This window comes from Dokdonia sp. R86516 (assembly GCF_044596715.1).
In the GTDB taxonomy this organism is placed as follows: Bacteria; Bacteroidota; Bacteroidia; order Flavobacteriales; family Flavobacteriaceae; genus Dokdonia.
On the sequence record NZ_CP138998.1, the window covers coordinates 871,474 to 888,183 of the forward strand.

Genomic DNA, 16,710 nt, shown 5'->3' on the forward strand with positions numbered 1-16,710 from the left:
TCGCTTTTATCAACTAAACTATCTTTTCAACTACCCTAGTGGTGGTTGTCCATTCATTATTTCTTCACTAGCATACTCTTCAAACTTCTTGAAGTTATCTTTAAAAGATCTCGCAAGCTTATTTGCTGTTGCATAGTATCCTTCATCGTTATTCCAAGTTGCTCTAGGAGATAACACCTCTGTAGGTACTCCTGGACATGTACGTGGCTGTGCTAGTCCAAAAACAGAGTGTATGTGATAGTTATCGTGAGTTGTCTCTTGTGGTAACTCTCCATTCATCGCTGCCTTAATCATAGCACGCGTATACTTAAGTTTCATACGTGATCCTACTCCGTATGGTCCACCAGTCCACCCAGTGTTGATAAGCCATACATTTACACCTGCATCCTTCATTTTTGCACTAAGCATCTCTGCATATTTAGTAGGATGTAATGGCATAAAAGGCGCTCCAAAACAAGCCGAAAATGACGGTTGTGGCTCTGTAACTCCAGCCTCAGTACCAGCAACCTTTGCTGTGTAACCACTTATAAAGTGATATGCAGCTTGACCTGGGGTTAATTTTGAGATAGGAGGCAGTACTCCAAAAGCATCTGCTGTTAAGAAGAAGATGTTTTTGGGATTCTTTCCTACAGAAGGCTCTTGTATATTATCAATGTGGTGAATAGGGTAACTCACACGCGTATTCTGTGTAATAGAAGTATCTTCAAAAGCTACATTACCATTGTCATCTAGAATTACATTCTCTAGTATTGCTCCTGGCTTGATTGCATTAAAGATATCTGGCTCATTTTCCTTAGATAGGTTAATCACCTTTGCATAGCAACCTCCTTCAAAGTTGAAGATGGTATTTTCCTTAGTCCATCCATGCTCATCATCTCCTATAAGCTTACGCTCAGGATCTGCCGAAAGTGTTGTTTTTCCAGTACCAGAAAGTCCAAAGAAAATTGCAGTTTCTCCATTATCACCTACGTTTGCACTACAGTGCATAGGCAATGTTTCCTTTTCTACAGGAAGGATAAAGTTTAATGCAGAGAAGATTCCCTTCTTGATCTCACCTGTATAACCAGTTCCACCTATAATGATTGTTTTTTCTGTAAATGAAAGAATTGCAAAGTTGCTCTGGCGAGTACCATCTACTTCTGGATCTGCAAGAAATCCTGGAGCATTAAGAATGGTCCACTCTGGATCAAATGTTTTAAGTTCTTCAACCGTAGGACGAAGAAACATGTTATAAGCAAACATGTTAGACCAAGGATACTCGTTTATCACTCGTATATTTAGTCTGTAATTGTCATCTGCACAAGCATAACTGTCTCGTACATAAATTTCTTTCTCAGAAAGATAGTTGGCTACTTTAGCTTTTAATTTTGTAAAAGCTTCTTCGCCAAATGGTAGGTTAATGTCGCCCCACCAGACTTTATCTTCTGTTTTGGCATCCTTTACAATAAAGCGATCTAAAGGTGATCTTCCTGTAAATTTACCTGTGTTTACTGCTAGTGCGCCAGAAGACGCAGTAGTTCCCATGTCGTTTTCTACGCTTATTTCGTGTAGTTTCTCAGGGGAGAGTTGGTAGTTGATTTTGGCATTTTTGATGCCTAATTTTTCTAATGAAAGTGTCTTCGAAGCTAAGCTATCTGCGACCATAACAATGAGTTTTGTGTTGTTTTAGATCACAAAAGTAGTAAGACTTTGCTCAGCACTATAACGTTTTCGCTGTTTTATTTGGATTTTATGAAATGTATAACTATCAAAAGCCAACTAACAATGAGCAAAGTACCACCTATAGGGGTGATGAGAGCGATTTTAGTAAAATCAAAAGATGTTAATTCATTGGTTGCCAGCCCGTATATAGAACCCGAAAAGAACAAAACACCTAGCAATAGCAGCACCCATACTGTTTTTTTCGTTTTTTCGCTTAAAGCGAAAACTGGAATAAGCAACAGCAATAAGGCATGGTACATTTGATACTTTACACCCGTCTCAAAAGTCGCAATCGCTGATGCATCAAGTACTTTCTCAAGACCATGAGCACCAAATGCTCCTATAATAACTGCTGTCAGTCCAAAAATCCCACCTGTGAGTCTTAATTTTTTATCCATGCTATTTGTTTAAGATGTGGTCCAAAACCGTACTTTAGACCAGCAGAATTCAATTTGAACTCTCATACAAAATTACAAAACAAACTACCCATGCGAAAGATTCTCGTTATAGGCGCTGGAAAATCCACGAGCCAACTCGTAAACTACCTACTTTCTAAATCTGACACAGAAGATTTACAGATTACCGTGGGCGACATCTCTATAGAGAATGCTCAAAAACTCATCAATAATCACAAAAATGCTACTGCAATACGCCTTGATGTATTTAACAAGGAAGAACGTGAGCAGGCTATCAAAGCGGCAACTATAGTAATCTCTATGCTTCCTGCGCGTTTCCATATTGAGGTTGCTAGAGACTGCGTCACTTTTGAAAAGTCTATGGTAACTGCATCTTATATTTCTGACGAGATGCAAGCTCTTGATGCCTCTGTAAAAGAGAAAGGGCTTGTATTTATGAATGAAATAGGTCTAGACCCAGGCATTGATCATATGAGTGCGATGCAGGTTATAGATCGCATACGCGATAAGGGAGGAAAGATGATTCTTTTTGAGTCTTTTACAGGTGGTCTTGTGGCTCCAGAAAGCGACACTAATCTATGGAACTATAAATTTACTTGGAACCCTCGTAATGTAGTTCTCGCAGGGCAAGGTGGCGCTGCCGAATTTATACAGGAAGGCACTTATAAGTATATCCCATATCAACGTCTTTTTAGGCGCACTGAGTTTTTACAGATAGAAGGTCACGGTCGTTTTGAAGGATATGCAAATCGTAATTCTCTTAAGTATCGCTCTGTATATGGTCTCGATGACATCCCTACACTGTATCGTGGCACCATACGTAGAGTTGGCTTTTCTAGAGCTTGGCAAATGTTTGTACTCCTAGGTATGACAGATGATAGTTATCAACTAGAAAACACAGAGCAAATGAGTTACCGTGATTATGTAAATTTATTTTTACCCTACTCCCCTACAGATTCGGTAGAGCTTAAACTGCGCCACTACCTCAAAATTGATCAAGATGACTTACTCTGGGACAAACTATTAGAGCTTGATCTTTTTAATGCCAATAAAAAAATAGGGCTTACAAACGCAACTCCTGCTCAAGCATTACAACGCATCTTAGAGGACAAGTGGACACTGGCTCCAGAAGATAAGGACATGATTGTGATGTATCATAAATTTGGCTATGAGCTTGACGGTAAGCGCAAGCAGATTGATGCCACGATGGTAAACATAGGAGAAGATCAAGTAGAAACCGCAATGGCAAGAACAGTAGGCTTGCCAGTAGCAATGGCCACCTTACGCATTCTTAACGGTGAGATCACTACACCTGGAGTGCAACTACCTATTAAAAAGGAAGTCTATGAACCTATTTTAAAAGAACTGGAAGACTACGGCATTACTTTTAAGGAGTACGAGGTTGACTATCTAGGTTATAATCCAGATATCGTAGGCGGATAAACTTTTTAAAAATTGAATTACAGTTTATAACTATTTACATATCTTGTAGTTTCAATATAGAACCTTCTAGAGATGAAAATTGTAAAAAACGAACTTATAATAGATGGTATAGACAAGATAATCTTGCGCCAACTTATGGAAGATGCCCGTAAGCCTATTCTTGAGATTGCTCGTAAAGTAGGAATTTCTGGAGCTGCCATACACCAGCGTTTACGCAAGCTTGAGAAGTCTGGACTTATAGCTGGCTCTAAGTTCATTATAGACCCAAAAGTGCTAGGCTATCGCACGCAAGCTTTTATAGGTGTATACCTTGATAGAGCTGCAAATAATGCAAGAGCAGTACGACAACTCAAAGATATTCCTGAGGTAATAGAGTGTCATTACACTACTGGAAACTGGTCTGTACTTATCAAAATTCTCTGCAAGAATAACGAGGACTTGATGAATTTACTCAATAAAAAGATTCAAGCGATAGACGGTGTATCACGTACTGAAACATTTATCTCGCTTGATCAACAAATAGACAGACAGATTAAAATCTAATTTTTTACGCTTTCGCGAAAGCGTACCACCACCATTAAAACCCATTATTTACGCATAAAAAAACCTCTCACTTGGAGAGGTTTTTCTATATACTAAGCTTTTGTTACAGCCCAGGATAGCTACCCGTAAGGATCTCAATACCATCAATTATCCAACCTACAACAAAGAAACCTGCTGTAAGAATAAATAAGATATTCCAGCCTATTGGGCTTCCTAAGTACCATCTGTGTGCTGCAAAACCTCCTAAGAATAACCATAATAAAATAGCTACTAGCTGGCGGTCTGCCTCTACTGCTGCAGGAGAAGTAAGCACCTCTGCTTGATCATCCTCAGTAAGTGTTACTCCGTTTACGGCAGCAACTGCTGTTCTCTGTACTGGAAATCCAGCATAGGTATTTGTAACGGCAAGCATTACAAACGCAAATAATAGTGTAATTTTGAGTCTCATAGTTTGGTTTTGTTTTTATTAGACCTAACTAAATTACCTAAAAAACAGCTATGTACTTACGAAGAATTCTCTTTTTTACATATTTACTACTCGGAGCAACTGCTTACGGCCAACTTACTGCTTATGAGTATATGGGCGTAATAAAACTTAATGACACAGCCTTTATATCTTACAAACTTGCTTTTGAAGAAATAGATGGTAGGGTGCAAGGGTACTCTATGTCTGATCTAGGTGGTAAGCATGAGACAAAGTCTAACATTAAAGGAATTTATGATAGTGAAAACAAACTATTCTCCTTTGCCGAATATGATATTGTGTACACAAAATCTCCACTAGGTGAAGTAGACATGTGTCTCATAAACTTTGAAGGTAAAATGAGAAAACTTGAAAATAACAAAGCTTTTAGCGGTGATTTTAAAGGACTATATCCAGACAAAAGCTCTTGCCTAGACGGGATGCTTATCATGTCTGCTACAGAAGAAGCACAAGCTAGAATTGCCAAGCTAGACAGAAAGATTCAAAAATCTAAAAAGGTAAGTCAAGAATTAAAAGATCGAATTTCGGCAAAACGTTCCGTAGACACGCTTACCATGAGTATCGTGAGAAAGAATGAAAACCTCAACGTTTTTGCTAAAACTAAGAATGTTGTGATTTCTATTTATGACTCCGGTAAAGTAGATGATGATCGCATAAACCTTTATGTAGATGATGTACTTGTACTAGAAGATTACTCAATTGAAAGAGCTAAAAAGCAAATACCAATCACCATTACAAAAGAAACAACCGTCGTGCGCGTGGAAGCTCTTACAGAAGGGACCTCTGCCCCTAATACGGTTAAGGTAGAAATACAAGACGGCATGAGTTTAATCACTACAAGAACTAGTCTTAAAACAGGCGAAAAGGCAGAGCTTACATTAGTAAAGCAGTAAAAGAAACTAGATTTCTTCAGAATTAACTACAAAAAAAACCCACGCTATAGGCGTGGGTTTTTATATTTAACATTTTCGCGAAAGCGAAAAAATTGTTCTGTCTATGCGACTCTCTCTTAGTATCTGTAGTATTCAGGCTTAAATGGTCCTTCTACTGTCACACCGATGTAATCTGCTTGATCTTTAGAAAGTGTTTCTAGCTCTGCTCCTAGTCTTGATAAGTGCAATGCTGCTACTTTTTCATCTAGGTGCTTAGGAAGCATATAAACTTCGTTATTGTACTTCTCGCTATTGTTCCAAAGCTCGATTTGCGCTAGTGTCTGGTTTGTAAATGAGTTACTCATTACAAAACTAGGGTGACCAGTTGCACAACCTAAGTTTACAAGACGACCTTCTGCAAGAACGATAATATCTTTACCATCTATAGTATACTTATCTACTTGAGGTTTGATCTCATCTTTTGTAGCGCCGTGGTTACCGTTTAACCAAGCCATATCGATCTCATTATCAAAGTGGCCTATGTTACAAACAATTACTTTATCGCGCATTGCCTCAAAGTGCTCACCACGTATGATATCTTTGTTTCCTGTAGTTGTGATAACGATATCTGCATTACCTACTACGTTTTCTAGTTTCTTAACTTCAAAACCGTCCATTGCAGCTTGAAGCGCACAGATAGGGTCGATTTCTGTTACTGTAACGATAGATCCAGCTCCTTTAAAAGAAGCTGCAGTTCCTTTACCTACGTTACCGTATCCACATACTACTACACGCTTTCCAGCAAGCATAGTATCTGTAGCACGACGTATAGCATCTACCGCACTCTCACGACATCCGTATTTGTTATCAAACTTAGACTTAGTTACAGAATCGTTTACGTTTATAGCTGGCATAGGTAACGTTCCATTCTTTACACGCTCGTAAAGACGGTGTACACCCGTTGTAGTTTCTTCAGAAAGTCCTTTGATATCCTTTGCAAGTTCTGGGTAACGATCTAATACCATATTGGTAAGATCTCCTCCATCATCAAGAATCATATTTAATGGCTTACGATCTTCTCCAAAGAAAAGTGTTTGCTCGATACACCAGTCAAATTCTTCTTCATTCATTCCTTTCCAAGCATATACTGGGATACCAGCATCTGCAATTGCTGCAGCAGCCTGATCCTGCGTAGAAAATATATTACAAGAAGACCAAGTCACCTCTGCTCCTAGTGCTTTTAATGTTTCAATCAATACAGCTGTTTGTATTGTCATATGCAGACATCCTGCGATACGAGCACCTTTAAGCGGCTGCTCATCTCCATACTCCTCACGTAGAGACATAAGCCCAGGCATCTCTGCCTCTGCAAGTTCGATCTCTTTGCGTCCCCAACCCGCTAGGGAAATATCTTTTACTTTGTACGGTACGTACGGTACTGTCTTTGTGCTCATAATTTGTATATTTAGCTTATTTCTTAGCAGTGGCAAATTTACGCAATACCTTACAGAAAACCTTTTAATCGATGCCTCTTTACAAAACGATAACAGTTAGCTCGAGTACAACAGTCTATATTTGGAAGATTGAGGAAGATATTACTACGCTTTCGCGAAATATAAAACTTACAGATCATTGCCAGAATAGACTACAAGGAATGAAGTCTGAGCTTCACCAAAGGGGCTTCATGAGTATACGCCACCTCCTAGCCGAAGCTGGATACACAGACTTTGATTTATATTACGATAAGAATGGAAAACCACATCTACACGATGGAAAGCATATTTCTATAACACACAGCTACACCTTTACTGCCATTATTGTGAGTGATCAACCTGTGGGTATTGATATAGAAAAACAACGCGACAAAATCTTGCGCATTGCTCATAAATTTACACCTATAGAAGAATACTACACACTTACTAATGCAGATGCTCGCATGCGTAAACTCACTATTGTATGGGGAGCAAAGGAATCACTTTATAAACTCTATGCTCAAGAAGGACTGAGCTTTTTAAAGCATATAGATGTAGCAGATTTTAATTTTGATGATGCCAAGACTACAGCCACGGTAAATTATGAAGGCGCCGTATCTACTTATGATCTTACATTTATGGAGTTCGAGGGATTTACCTGCGTCTACGGTTATTAAAAATGAATAGCTTTCTTTGTACTTCAATTCCTACCTTCGTGTGGTGACTATATACTCTCAGATAATACACAACAGAGACAAAGGCGTTAAGCTACTCGCAATTCTCATAGATCCAGATAAGTTTGAACTGGATCCCGCTTTCGCGAAAGCGTACTTAAAAAAAATACCCACCACTACAACTCACATTTTTATAGGCGGAAGTACAGATCCAGCACTTAAAACAGCAACTGTGGCACAACTTCTAAAAGCCGAAACAGGATTACCAATTATACTATTTCCTGGAAATTACAATCAGGTTACTCCAGATGCAGACGCAATATTATTCTTATCACTACTTTCTGGTGATAATCCCGAATTTTTAATAGGCCAGCAAACCAAAGCTGCAAGAGCAGTACAACAAAGCAAGCTTGAGGTGATCCCTACTGGATATTTACTCATAGACGGCGGCTCTGTAACTGCCGTCCAACGAGTGAGCAAGACCAGCCCAATGTCACAAGATGATAAAGAGCGCATAGTAGACACGGCACTTGCAGGACAATATTTAGGCAAAAAATGTATCTATCTAGAAGCAGGAAGTGGTGCAAAAATCGCAGTACAACCTTCAATAATCAAAGCCGTATGCGATACACTCAACATTCCAGTAATCGTGGGCGGTGGCATTAGAAATTCTACGCAAATGGAGCTGGCATATGAGGCTGGTGCAACAATGGTCGTTATAGGCACAGCTTTTGAAGAGAACTCATGGAATGACTGCTAATTTAATATTAAATCATCCTTATGAAACATATCATTTATCTAATAACGATTCTCATCACAACACAACTACTAGGTCAAACGACCTATGTAATAGATGCTGTATCAAAAACACCCGTATCCTTTGCTACTATTTCCTTTGGTGATGGAAGAGGAACATTTGCAGGCGATGTTGGTGAGTTTACTTTTATAAGTTCAAAATATAAGGACATTGACAGTTTATACATCTCGGCCATAGGTTTTAAGGAACAAGCTTTTGCTGCCGCCAGTTTACCAAACAAAATATATCTAGCCCCAGAGGCTAGCTTACTTTCTGAAGTTATCGTTACTGCAGAGAAGAAAGGTAAATACAAGAAGAAAAAATACAAGGAGACTACACACACTAATTATTACAACTGCTGGCTTCCTACTGTAGAAAGTGAGGTTGCTGTATTTTTTGAACGTGAAAATGGTAAATTGTCAAAAATTGCACAACTCTGGATTCCTATTAACTCAGAAAAGGAATTTCGCAAGAAGGGCAATATGAAATTCTCTACCTTGTTTCGCATTCAGTTTTATAAAAACGAAAATGGACTGCCTGGAACACCTGTAATCCATAGGGATATTGTTTTTCGCGTAAGCGAGCAAGATGATGAGATGTACGAACTCGATATAGATAAATATCAAATCTTTATTCCTAAAGACGGGATTTTTGCCTCCTTACAAGTGCTGGGATATGCAGATAAACAAGGAAAGCTCATACAGACTAAAAAATATAATGAAATTGAAACTCCTAGAGGAATTCAAAAAGTATCTGTTACTTTTAGACCTTTATTACCGTTTACAAATGAATTGCCATCACAAAAAACATATGTAAGAAGGGTATTCTTTAATGATAAAAAATGGCAAGTATTTGACCGTACGTACAATGAGCATTCGGCGCTAGTAAAAACTGGAAATGTAAATTATGGAATGGGTGCATTACTGCACGTTTATCAAGAATAATAACTATGCAAATCTCTGTAGATCTTACTTTTAGTCCGCTACAAAATGATTATGAAATGTATATCATTGCATTTATAAAGCGACTACGCGACTCTGGCCTTACCATTATAGAAAATCCTCTTGCCACTCAAGTATATGGGGACTATGACAAGGTGATGACTACACTTACTAAAGAAATGAAGCGTAGCTTTGAGGAAATAGGCATCGGTCTATTTTATATTAAAATTGTAAAAACAGATCGCTCTGATTATGTCGCAGATTTTTGATTTCCTTTTTGGCCAGTACGCCACATACGACACCTTAGATATTGTCTTAGAACTTATAGCTGCCGTATTTACAATCGCATCTGTAGTCTATTCAAAACGAAATAACGTTCTCGTTTTTCCTACAGGAATGATTTGTACAGCAATCTTTGTGTATCTACTTCTCAAATGGGGACTACTGGGAGACATGATGATTAATGGATACTACTTCATTATGAGTGTTTATGGATGGTACATCTGGACACAAAAAGTAGACGGTGTCGCGGTTACTCCCATTACGAGTGCTACTAGAAAGGAACACCTCCTCTCTGTAGTGATTTTTATTACATCTGCGATTTTTGTGTATGTCGTATATATCATTTTTGATAAAATTGAACATTGGACATCTTACGTAGATATGATAACTACAGGAATCTTTTTTGTAGGCATGTGGCTTATGGCTAGACGGAAGATTGAAAACTGGATATACTGGATCATAGGTGACATTATAACCGTACCCCTTTATTTTTATAAGGGACTCACTTTCAGCAGTATTTTATATTTTGCACTCACTATTATTGCCATTTTTGGATATTTAGCATGGAAGAAGAACTTAGACAAGTCAGCAGTAATTGCATAAGAGTTTGCCTTATTGGACCAGAAAGTAGTGGTAAAAGTACGCTTTCGCGAAAGCTAGCTCAGCATTACAGCGCACCCCTAGTTCCCGAATATGCAAGACAATATCTTCAAGATTTATGGGACACAGAGCAAAAGATATGTAGACCAATGGATTTGTTACCGATAGCCAAAGGCCAAATAAAACTAGAGAATACTGCTGTAAAAAATGCCACAAATCTTGTTATTTGCGATACTGATTTACTCACCACAAAAACATATAGCGAGGCTTATTATGATGGCTGGTGTCCAGAATTATTAGAGAAAATGGCATTGGAAAACACATATGATTTGTATCTTTTAACGTACATAGATACTCCTTGGGAGCAAGATGACTTAAGAGATCGCCCAGAAAGAAGAGAGGAAATGTTTAATTATTTTAAACATAACTTAGAGAAATATAAAAAACCATTTATTCTTGTAAAAGGGACCGTTCCAGAAAGAATGGTAACTGCTACCGAATCTATAAATACACTTTTAGTTTGAAAATCACAGAACAAGACATAGAGCACATCACAAACTTAGGTGTAACCAGAGATCAAGTAGAGCAACAGTTCCAGATTCTTAAGCAAGGCATTCCTTTTACAAAATTACGCAGTGCGGCTACAAAAGGAAATGGACTCATAGTACTTAAGCCCGAAGAACAAGAACAACTTGTACAACATTATGAGGATCGAAAAGATGGTATAAATCCATTAAAATTTACCCCAGCCTCTGGTGCTGCTACTAGAATGTTCAAATTTCTATTTGAATTTGTAGAAGATTATAACCCTAATGATGGAAGCATTAATGCGTATATTAATAAAAAAGGAGTTCCAGAGTTAAGATTATTCTTTGTTGGCTTAGAGAGCTTCCCTTTCTACAAGAAAATAAGAGCACGCATTAAAGAAAAGTATGGCAAAGATGGTGCAGACATCAATGAAAACAGATTGCGATTTGTAAAAATAATGCTTGAGGAGAAAGAACTTAATTTTGGAAAAAAACCCAAAGGTCTATTTCCTTTTCATAGTTATAAAAAATATGTAGCAGCAGCTTTTGAAGAGCACCTTTTTGAAGGCGCGTTGTATGCTACCAAAGGAACTGTCGCTCGTCTTCACTTTACGGTTTCAAAAGAACATCAGAAGAGATTTGTAAAACGTTTTCATAAACGTAAAGATTATATTGAACGTAAGACCGGTGTGAACTTTGACATATCTTATTCTTACCAAGATTCGGCTACAGATACGGTTGCCATTACAGAGTCAAATACTCTTTTAAGAGATGAGAATGGAAAACTCGTATTTAGACCAGGAGGGCATGGAGCTTTAATTAAAAATTTAAATGAGCAAGATGCAGATATCATATTCATTAAGAATATTGATAATGTAGTTGTAAATAAGTACAAGACTCAAGTTGCTCATTATAAAAAAATGCTTGCTGGAAAGTTGCTTTCACTTCAAGCAACATCTTTTGAATATCTAAAGAAAATCGACAAACAAAGAGACCTTTTGGACAACGAGCATCGAGAGATTGCTGCCTTCTTAAAAAATGACCTATGCTTGAGACTTCCTGCAAATCATGAAAGTCTTGACCAGAGTACACAAATTGCTCATTACAGAAATCTATTAGACCGCCCCATACGTGTCTGTGGTATGGTAAAAAATGAAGGCGAACCAGGAGGTGGACCTTTCTGGGTGCTTGATGAAGATGGTACTGAGAGCTTACAAATTATAGAAAGTGTACAAATCAACCCTGATGACAAGGAGCAGCAAGAAATTCTTAAAAACGCCACTCATTTTAATCCAGTTGACATTATTTGTGGTGTAAAAAATTACAAAGGAGAGAAATACAATCTTCTCAATTATGTGGATTACAAAGCAGGATTTATCGCTTCAAAAAGCTACCAAGGAAAGAAAATAAAAGCACTTGAACATCCCGGACTTTGGAATGGTGCAATGGCACACTGGAACACCATATTTATAGAAGTTCCACTACTTACTTTTAATCCAGTAAAAACAGTAAACGACCTTCTCAAACCAGCTCACCAAGTTAAATAATACAATCATAGGTTAAATTTTGTTTAATCTTATTTATTAAAAGATAAACAATAAGTATCTTTATTTCAAAATAGAAATATGGATACCGCACTGGTATGGTTTAGAAATAATCTACGAACACAAGATAATACCTCCCTGACTCATGCAATTTCCTCAGGTAAGCAAGTTATTGGATTATACTGTTTTGATCCTAGACAATTTCAATTAGGTGATTTTGGGTTTAAAAAGACGGAGAAATATCGCGCTCAATTCTTAATTGAGACTGTCCAGAATCTTAAAAGGAATCTCAACAATCTTAACATCACTTTGATTGTAACTCACGAGCATCCAGAAAAGACTATTCCAGCACTCATAGACCAACATAACATCTCAGAAATTTACTCTCAAAAAGAGTGGACGCGTGAAGAAAATGAAGTTACCCTTGCTGTTGAAAAAAAGTTAAGTAACGTAAAGCATCACACCTATTATGATCAGTTTCTCTTTCATCCCGAAGATATTCCTTTCGATACTTTCGGAGACATTCCTCAAGTATTCACTCAATTCCGTAAAAAGTGCGAGAAAGAAAGCAATGTCCAGCCTTTACAAGAAAAAATCGAAGCGCTTCCTTCAAAAAATCTACTCAATGAAGAAAGCAGCATACCTGACTTGCAAGAGCTAGGCTTAGACACTTTCACTAAAGACCATCGCTCTGCATTCCCTTGGAACGGCGGAGAAGATGAAGCTTGGAGCCGACTCAATAATTACTTCTGGAATACAAAAAAACTCCAGTACTATAAGAAAACACGCAACGGACTCGTAGGCGAAGATTACAGTTCAAAGTTATCTGCATGGCTGGCAAATGGATCTATATCTGCACGCCAAATTTATTGGGAGGTAAAAAAGTTTGAAAAGGAAATTATTTCAAATCAAGATACCTATTGGCTCATTTTTGAATTGATATGGAGAGATTATTTTAAATACGTCTCTCTTAAACATGGCAACGACCTGTTTAAAATAGGCGGCATTCTACATAAAGAATACGACTGGAAACGTAATGACAAAGCTCAGCGCGAGTGGATTCATGGCAATACAAGATACAACTTTGTAAACGCCAATATGATAGAGCTCAAAGAAACAGGCTGGATGTCTAACCGCGGTCGTCAGAATGTTGCGAGCTTCTGGGCAAAAGAGCAACAACAAGACTGGCGCGTAGGCGCTGCTTACTTTGAAAGTATCCTCATAGATTATGACGTGCATAGCAACTGGGCAAACTGGATGTACAACGCAGGAGTAGGAAATGATCCTAGAGATAGAAAATTCAACATTAAAAGGCAGCAGGAAATGTATGATGGCAATGGCAAGTTTGTAAGGCTATGGACGCAAAATGAATTATTCTAAATGAGCACTTTACGACTTATTCTGGGCGATCAGCTCAACCACAAGCACTCTTGGTATCAAGAGCAATCTGACGATGTCATTTATTTCATGGCAGAAATGCGCCAAGAAACAAATTATGCAACCCATCATATTCAAAAAGTTGTCGCCTTTTTTAAAGCAATGCGCGAGTTTTCTGATTGGCTTACATCTCAAGGGCACAAAGTGATTTATTACAGCTTAGATGCGCCTGAAAATACCCAAAGTCTCATTGACAACCTTGAGCAACTTATCAAGGAAAAAAATATATCACTATTTGAATATCAACTTCCAGATGAATACCGCCTGGACGAAATGTTATCACGCTTTCGCGAAAGCGTAACCATCGAAGTAAAGTCATACGATACAGAGCATTTTATGACTTCTCGTACCGATCTTAGTTCGTTTTTTGAAGGTAAAAAGCTCTTTACGATGGAATATTTTTACCGCATGATGCGCAAGAAATATGACGTCATGATGATAAACGATAAAGACCCAGAGGGTGGTAAATGGAACTTTGACCACAGTAACCGCAACAAGTGGAAAGGAGACACTTTAATCCCGATTGAAAAGACATTTGACACCAACGTCTCGTCTCTTGTAAAGCTCATTGAAAGTGCTGGAGTTAAAACAATAGGACGCATAGATGAAAAGAATTTTGCTTGGCCTACTACACGCACTGAATCACTTGAAGTGCTTGACTATTTCTGTGAACACTTGTTAGTTCATTTTGGCGATTATCAAGATGCCATGGATCCAGATCAAGCCTACTTATATCATAGCAGATTAAGCTTTGCTATGAATAGTAAGATTCTAGATCCTCAAGAAGTAATTGAAACGGTTATTAACTTCTGGAGAGCGCATCAAGAAGAAATAAATATTAGTCAGGTAGAAGGTTTTGTAAGGCAAATTTTGGGATGGAGAGAGTACATGCGAGGCATGTATTGGAAAGAGATGCCAGCATTTGCATCGACTAACCATCTTGAAAATCATAATGCGCTGCCAGATTTTTACTGGACTGGAAAGACTAAGATGAACTGCCTTAAGTGCAGTATCAACAATAGTCTAGATAACGCTTATGCACACCACATACAGCGATTAATGATTACTGGCAACTACGCGCTTCTTACTATGTGTGATCCAGCACAAGTAGATGAATGGTATCTCGGGATTTATATAGATGCTATAGAATGGGTTGAAATCACAAACACTCGCGGAATGTCTCAATGGGCAGATGGTGGTAAAATTGCGACAAAACCCTATGTTTCAAGCGGAAGTTACATCAACAAGATGTCTAATTACTGTAAAGGATGTCATTATAAAGTGAGTAAAAAAACAGGCGAAGATGCATGTCCTTTTAACTCCTTGTATTGGAATTTCTTGAATGAAAAACAAGAATATTTTAAAGGAAACAATCGCATGAGTATGATGCTAAGCCTTTTGAATAAAATGGACAAGAAAACATTACAGGCGCATCAAGAGCGCGCAGAAGACATCATTAAAAATCCAGCAAATTATTAAGAAAGAGGTAAACATAGTATGGTTTAAAAGGGACTTGCGTTTGCATGACCACCTACCCTTGTACAATGCTTTGCAAGAGGGTAAGCCGCTGCTTTTACTTTACATTTTAGAACCTTCATTAGAAGCAGATCCTCATTATAGTGACCGTCACTTTAACTTTATCAAAGAATCATTACTTGATCTTCAGAAAGAATTAAAACCATTTAATTCTAAGATTTTGATTGTCCATGATGAAGTGGTCTCTGCTTTTAAAGAGCTTATAAAACATTATAAAATTCACACCGTTTTCTCACATCAAGAAACTGGACTGCGTGTTACCTATGATAGAGATCTTGCACTAGAGGCATATGCAAATAATCTAAAAATAGCCTCACCAGAAAATAAATTTGGCTGGGTAGAATTTGCAAATAACGGAGTACAACGCAAACTTAAAAATCGTGTAGGATGGAGCGAAGACTGGGAGTGGTTTATGAAACAACCGCAGATTCCTTTTCAGCCCAAAAAAAATCAATTACTATCAATACAATATATTAATGCTCTAGAAGATAATTTTAAAAAAGTCTCTTTACAAACACCTGCATCTAGCGCTTTTCAAAAGGGAGGGACGACGATGGCGATGCGCTACTTGGCGTCATTTTTGCATGATAATCGATACCTCAATTATGCAAAACATATTTCAAAACCTAGCCTAGCTAGAAAGAGCTGTTCTAGATTGTCACCATACATCGCTTGGGGAAATGTGAGTATACGCCAAGTGTATCAAGAAGCAAAACATTTTCGCGAAAGCTCTAAAAATAAACGCGCCATCGATGGGTTTACTTCACGATTGCGATGGCAAGCACATTTCATTCAGAAGTTTGAAATGGAGGATTCAATGGAATTTGTGAGTGTAAATAAAGGATATCACAAGCTTTCCAAAAGAGTAAATCTCACCTATCAAAAGGCTTGGAAAGAAGGAAAAACAGGTTATCCACTTGTTGATGCTTGTATGCGATGTCTGTGTGAGACTGGCTACCTCAATTTTAGGATGCGTGCTATGACGCTATCTTTTTTTACACATAACTTATGGCAACCTTGGCAAGATGCCACGTATCACCTAGCCCAGCAGTTTCTAGATTTTGAACCAGGTATTCACTACCCTCAAATACAAATGCAAGCGGGTAAGACAGGGATAAATATGCTACGCATATACAATCCAGTTAAAAATAGTTACGAGCATGATGAAGATGGTGAGTTTATAAAGAAATGGATTCCAGAATTGGCAAGTGTGCCTATCGCATACATCCATGAACCGTGGACGATGAGTGTTCTTGAACAACAATTTTGCAATACAGTGATAGGTGAAGATTATCCTGCGCCTATAATTGACATTAAGAAAACGGCAAAATATGCAGGAGACGTGTTGTGGAAGCTTAAGGATGATAATATGGTAAAGCGAGATGCGTATCGTATCTTAAGACGACACACGCTCGCAAACAGAAATAATTTTGATTAAAAGA

17 protein-coding genes are annotated in these 16,710 nt (G+C 38.0%); 13 read left to right on the plus strand and 4 right to left on the minus strand.

From position 1 onward, the window contains the following. Positions 1-30 precede the first annotated feature (30 nt). Together pckA and SJY23_RS03960 are read right to left on the minus strand one after the other, a co-directional pair. Complete coding sequence (pckA, locus tag SJY23_RS03955) at positions 31-1,644, minus strand: phosphoenolpyruvate carboxykinase (ATP) (RefSeq protein ID WP_035335425.1); 1,614 nt, start codon at positions 1,642-1,644, stop codon at positions 31-33. 74 nt (positions 1,645-1,718) lie between these two features. Continuing rightward, positions 1,719-2,099 (minus strand): DUF423 domain-containing protein, encoded by a 381-nt coding sequence (locus tag SJY23_RS03960; protein ID WP_035335424.1) that lies wholly within the window; start codon positions 2,097-2,099, stop codon positions 1,719-1,721. Positions 2,100-2,189: 90 nt separating this feature from the next. Here SJY23_RS03960 and SJY23_RS03965 point away from each other — a divergent pair, with 90 nt between their 5' ends. Together SJY23_RS03965 and SJY23_RS03970 are read left to right on the plus strand one after the other, a co-directional pair. Next, a complete protein-coding gene (locus SJY23_RS03965; protein WP_035335423.1) occupies positions 2,190-3,560 on the plus strand; it encodes a saccharopine dehydrogenase family protein in 1,371 nt (456 codons plus the stop codon). A 72-nt stretch (positions 3,561-3,632) separates the two neighbouring features. Next, positions 3,633-4,103: an Lrp/AsnC family transcriptional regulator gene (locus tag SJY23_RS03970; RefSeq protein WP_396597533.1), complete on the plus strand. Its 471-nt coding sequence runs from the start codon at positions 3,633-3,635 to the stop codon at positions 4,101-4,103. 103 nt (positions 4,104-4,206) lie between these two features. On the opposite strand, the gene SJY23_RS03975 is transcribed toward SJY23_RS03970, so the two are convergent. Next, positions 4,207-4,551, minus strand: coding sequence for a TM2 domain-containing protein (locus SJY23_RS03975; RefSeq protein WP_396597534.1), 345 nt, complete (start codon positions 4,549-4,551; stop codon positions 4,207-4,209). A gap of 50 nt (positions 4,552-4,601) precedes the next feature. Here SJY23_RS03975 and SJY23_RS03980 point away from each other — a divergent pair, with 50 nt between their 5' ends. Continuing rightward, a complete protein-coding gene (locus SJY23_RS03980; protein ID WP_396597535.1) occupies positions 4,602-5,480 on the plus strand; it encodes a hypothetical protein in 879 nt (292 codons plus the stop codon). Positions 5,481-5,596: 116 nt separating this feature from the next. On the opposite strand, the gene ahcY is transcribed toward SJY23_RS03980, so the two are convergent. Then, the gene (gene ahcY, locus SJY23_RS03985; RefSeq protein WP_396597536.1) at positions 5,597-6,913 is read right to left on the minus strand and encodes an adenosylhomocysteinase; all 1,317 of its coding nucleotides are present in this window, start codon (positions 6,911-6,913) and stop codon (positions 5,597-5,599) included. A 71-nt stretch (positions 6,914-6,984) separates the two neighbouring features. Between ahcY and SJY23_RS03990 the strand changes: the two genes are divergently transcribed. The 10 genes from SJY23_RS03990 to SJY23_RS04035 all read left to right on the plus strand — a co-directional run bounded on the left by SJY23_RS03990 (position 6,985) and on the right by SJY23_RS04035 (position 16,706). Further along, on the plus strand, positions 6,985-7,608 hold the full coding sequence (locus SJY23_RS03990; RefSeq protein WP_396597537.1) for a 4'-phosphopantetheinyl transferase family protein: 624 nt from the start codon (positions 6,985-6,987) through the stop codon (positions 7,606-7,608). A gap of 43 nt (positions 7,609-7,651) precedes the next feature. Next, positions 7,652-8,365 carry a geranylgeranylglyceryl/heptaprenylglyceryl phosphate synthase gene (locus SJY23_RS03995; RefSeq protein ID WP_396597538.1) on the plus strand — a complete coding sequence of 238 codons (714 nt, stop codon included), beginning with the start codon at positions 7,652-7,654 and terminating at the stop codon, positions 8,363-8,365. A gap of 20 nt (positions 8,366-8,385) precedes the next feature. Further along, positions 8,386-9,345 carry a carboxypeptidase-like regulatory domain-containing protein gene (locus SJY23_RS04000; RefSeq protein ID WP_396597539.1) on the plus strand — a complete coding sequence of 320 codons (960 nt, stop codon included), beginning with the start codon at positions 8,386-8,388 and terminating at the stop codon, positions 9,343-9,345. 5 nt (positions 9,346-9,350) lie between these two features. Continuing rightward, a complete protein-coding gene (locus tag SJY23_RS04005; protein WP_035335416.1) occupies positions 9,351-9,611 on the plus strand; it encodes a hypothetical protein in 261 nt (86 codons plus the stop codon). Beyond that, the gene (gene pnuC, locus SJY23_RS04010) at positions 9,595-10,227 is read left to right on the plus strand and encodes a nicotinamide riboside transporter PnuC (protein ID WP_035335414.1); all 633 of its coding nucleotides are present in this window, start codon (positions 9,595-9,597) and stop codon (positions 10,225-10,227) included. Before SJY23_RS04005 ends, pnuC begins: the two co-directional genes overlap by 17 nt. Further along, a complete protein-coding gene (locus tag SJY23_RS04015; protein ID WP_396597540.1) occupies positions 10,188-10,748 on the plus strand; it encodes an AAA family ATPase in 561 nt (186 codons plus the stop codon). Before pnuC ends, SJY23_RS04015 begins: the two co-directional genes overlap by 40 nt. Beyond that, entirely contained in the window at positions 10,745-12,298 is a 1,554-nt protein-coding gene (locus tag SJY23_RS04020; RefSeq protein WP_396597541.1) for a DUF4301 family protein, read from the plus strand. The genes SJY23_RS04015 and SJY23_RS04020 overlap by 4 nt, the downstream gene beginning before the upstream one ends. A gap of 78 nt (positions 12,299-12,376) precedes the next feature. Next, positions 12,377-13,675 (plus strand): DASH family cryptochrome, encoded by a 1,299-nt coding sequence (locus tag SJY23_RS04025; protein ID WP_396597542.1) that lies wholly within the window; start codon positions 12,377-12,379, stop codon positions 13,673-13,675. After that, entirely contained in the window at positions 13,676-15,211 is a 1,536-nt protein-coding gene (locus tag SJY23_RS04030) for a cryptochrome/photolyase family protein (protein WP_396597543.1), read from the plus strand. It begins immediately after the preceding gene. Next, positions 15,204-16,706 carry a deoxyribodipyrimidine photo-lyase/cryptochrome family protein gene (locus SJY23_RS04035; RefSeq protein WP_396598095.1) on the plus strand — a complete coding sequence of 501 codons (1,503 nt, stop codon included), beginning with the start codon at positions 15,204-15,206 and terminating at the stop codon, positions 16,704-16,706. The genes SJY23_RS04030 and SJY23_RS04035 overlap by 8 nt, the downstream gene beginning before the upstream one ends. Positions 16,707-16,710: the final 4 nt, after the last annotated feature.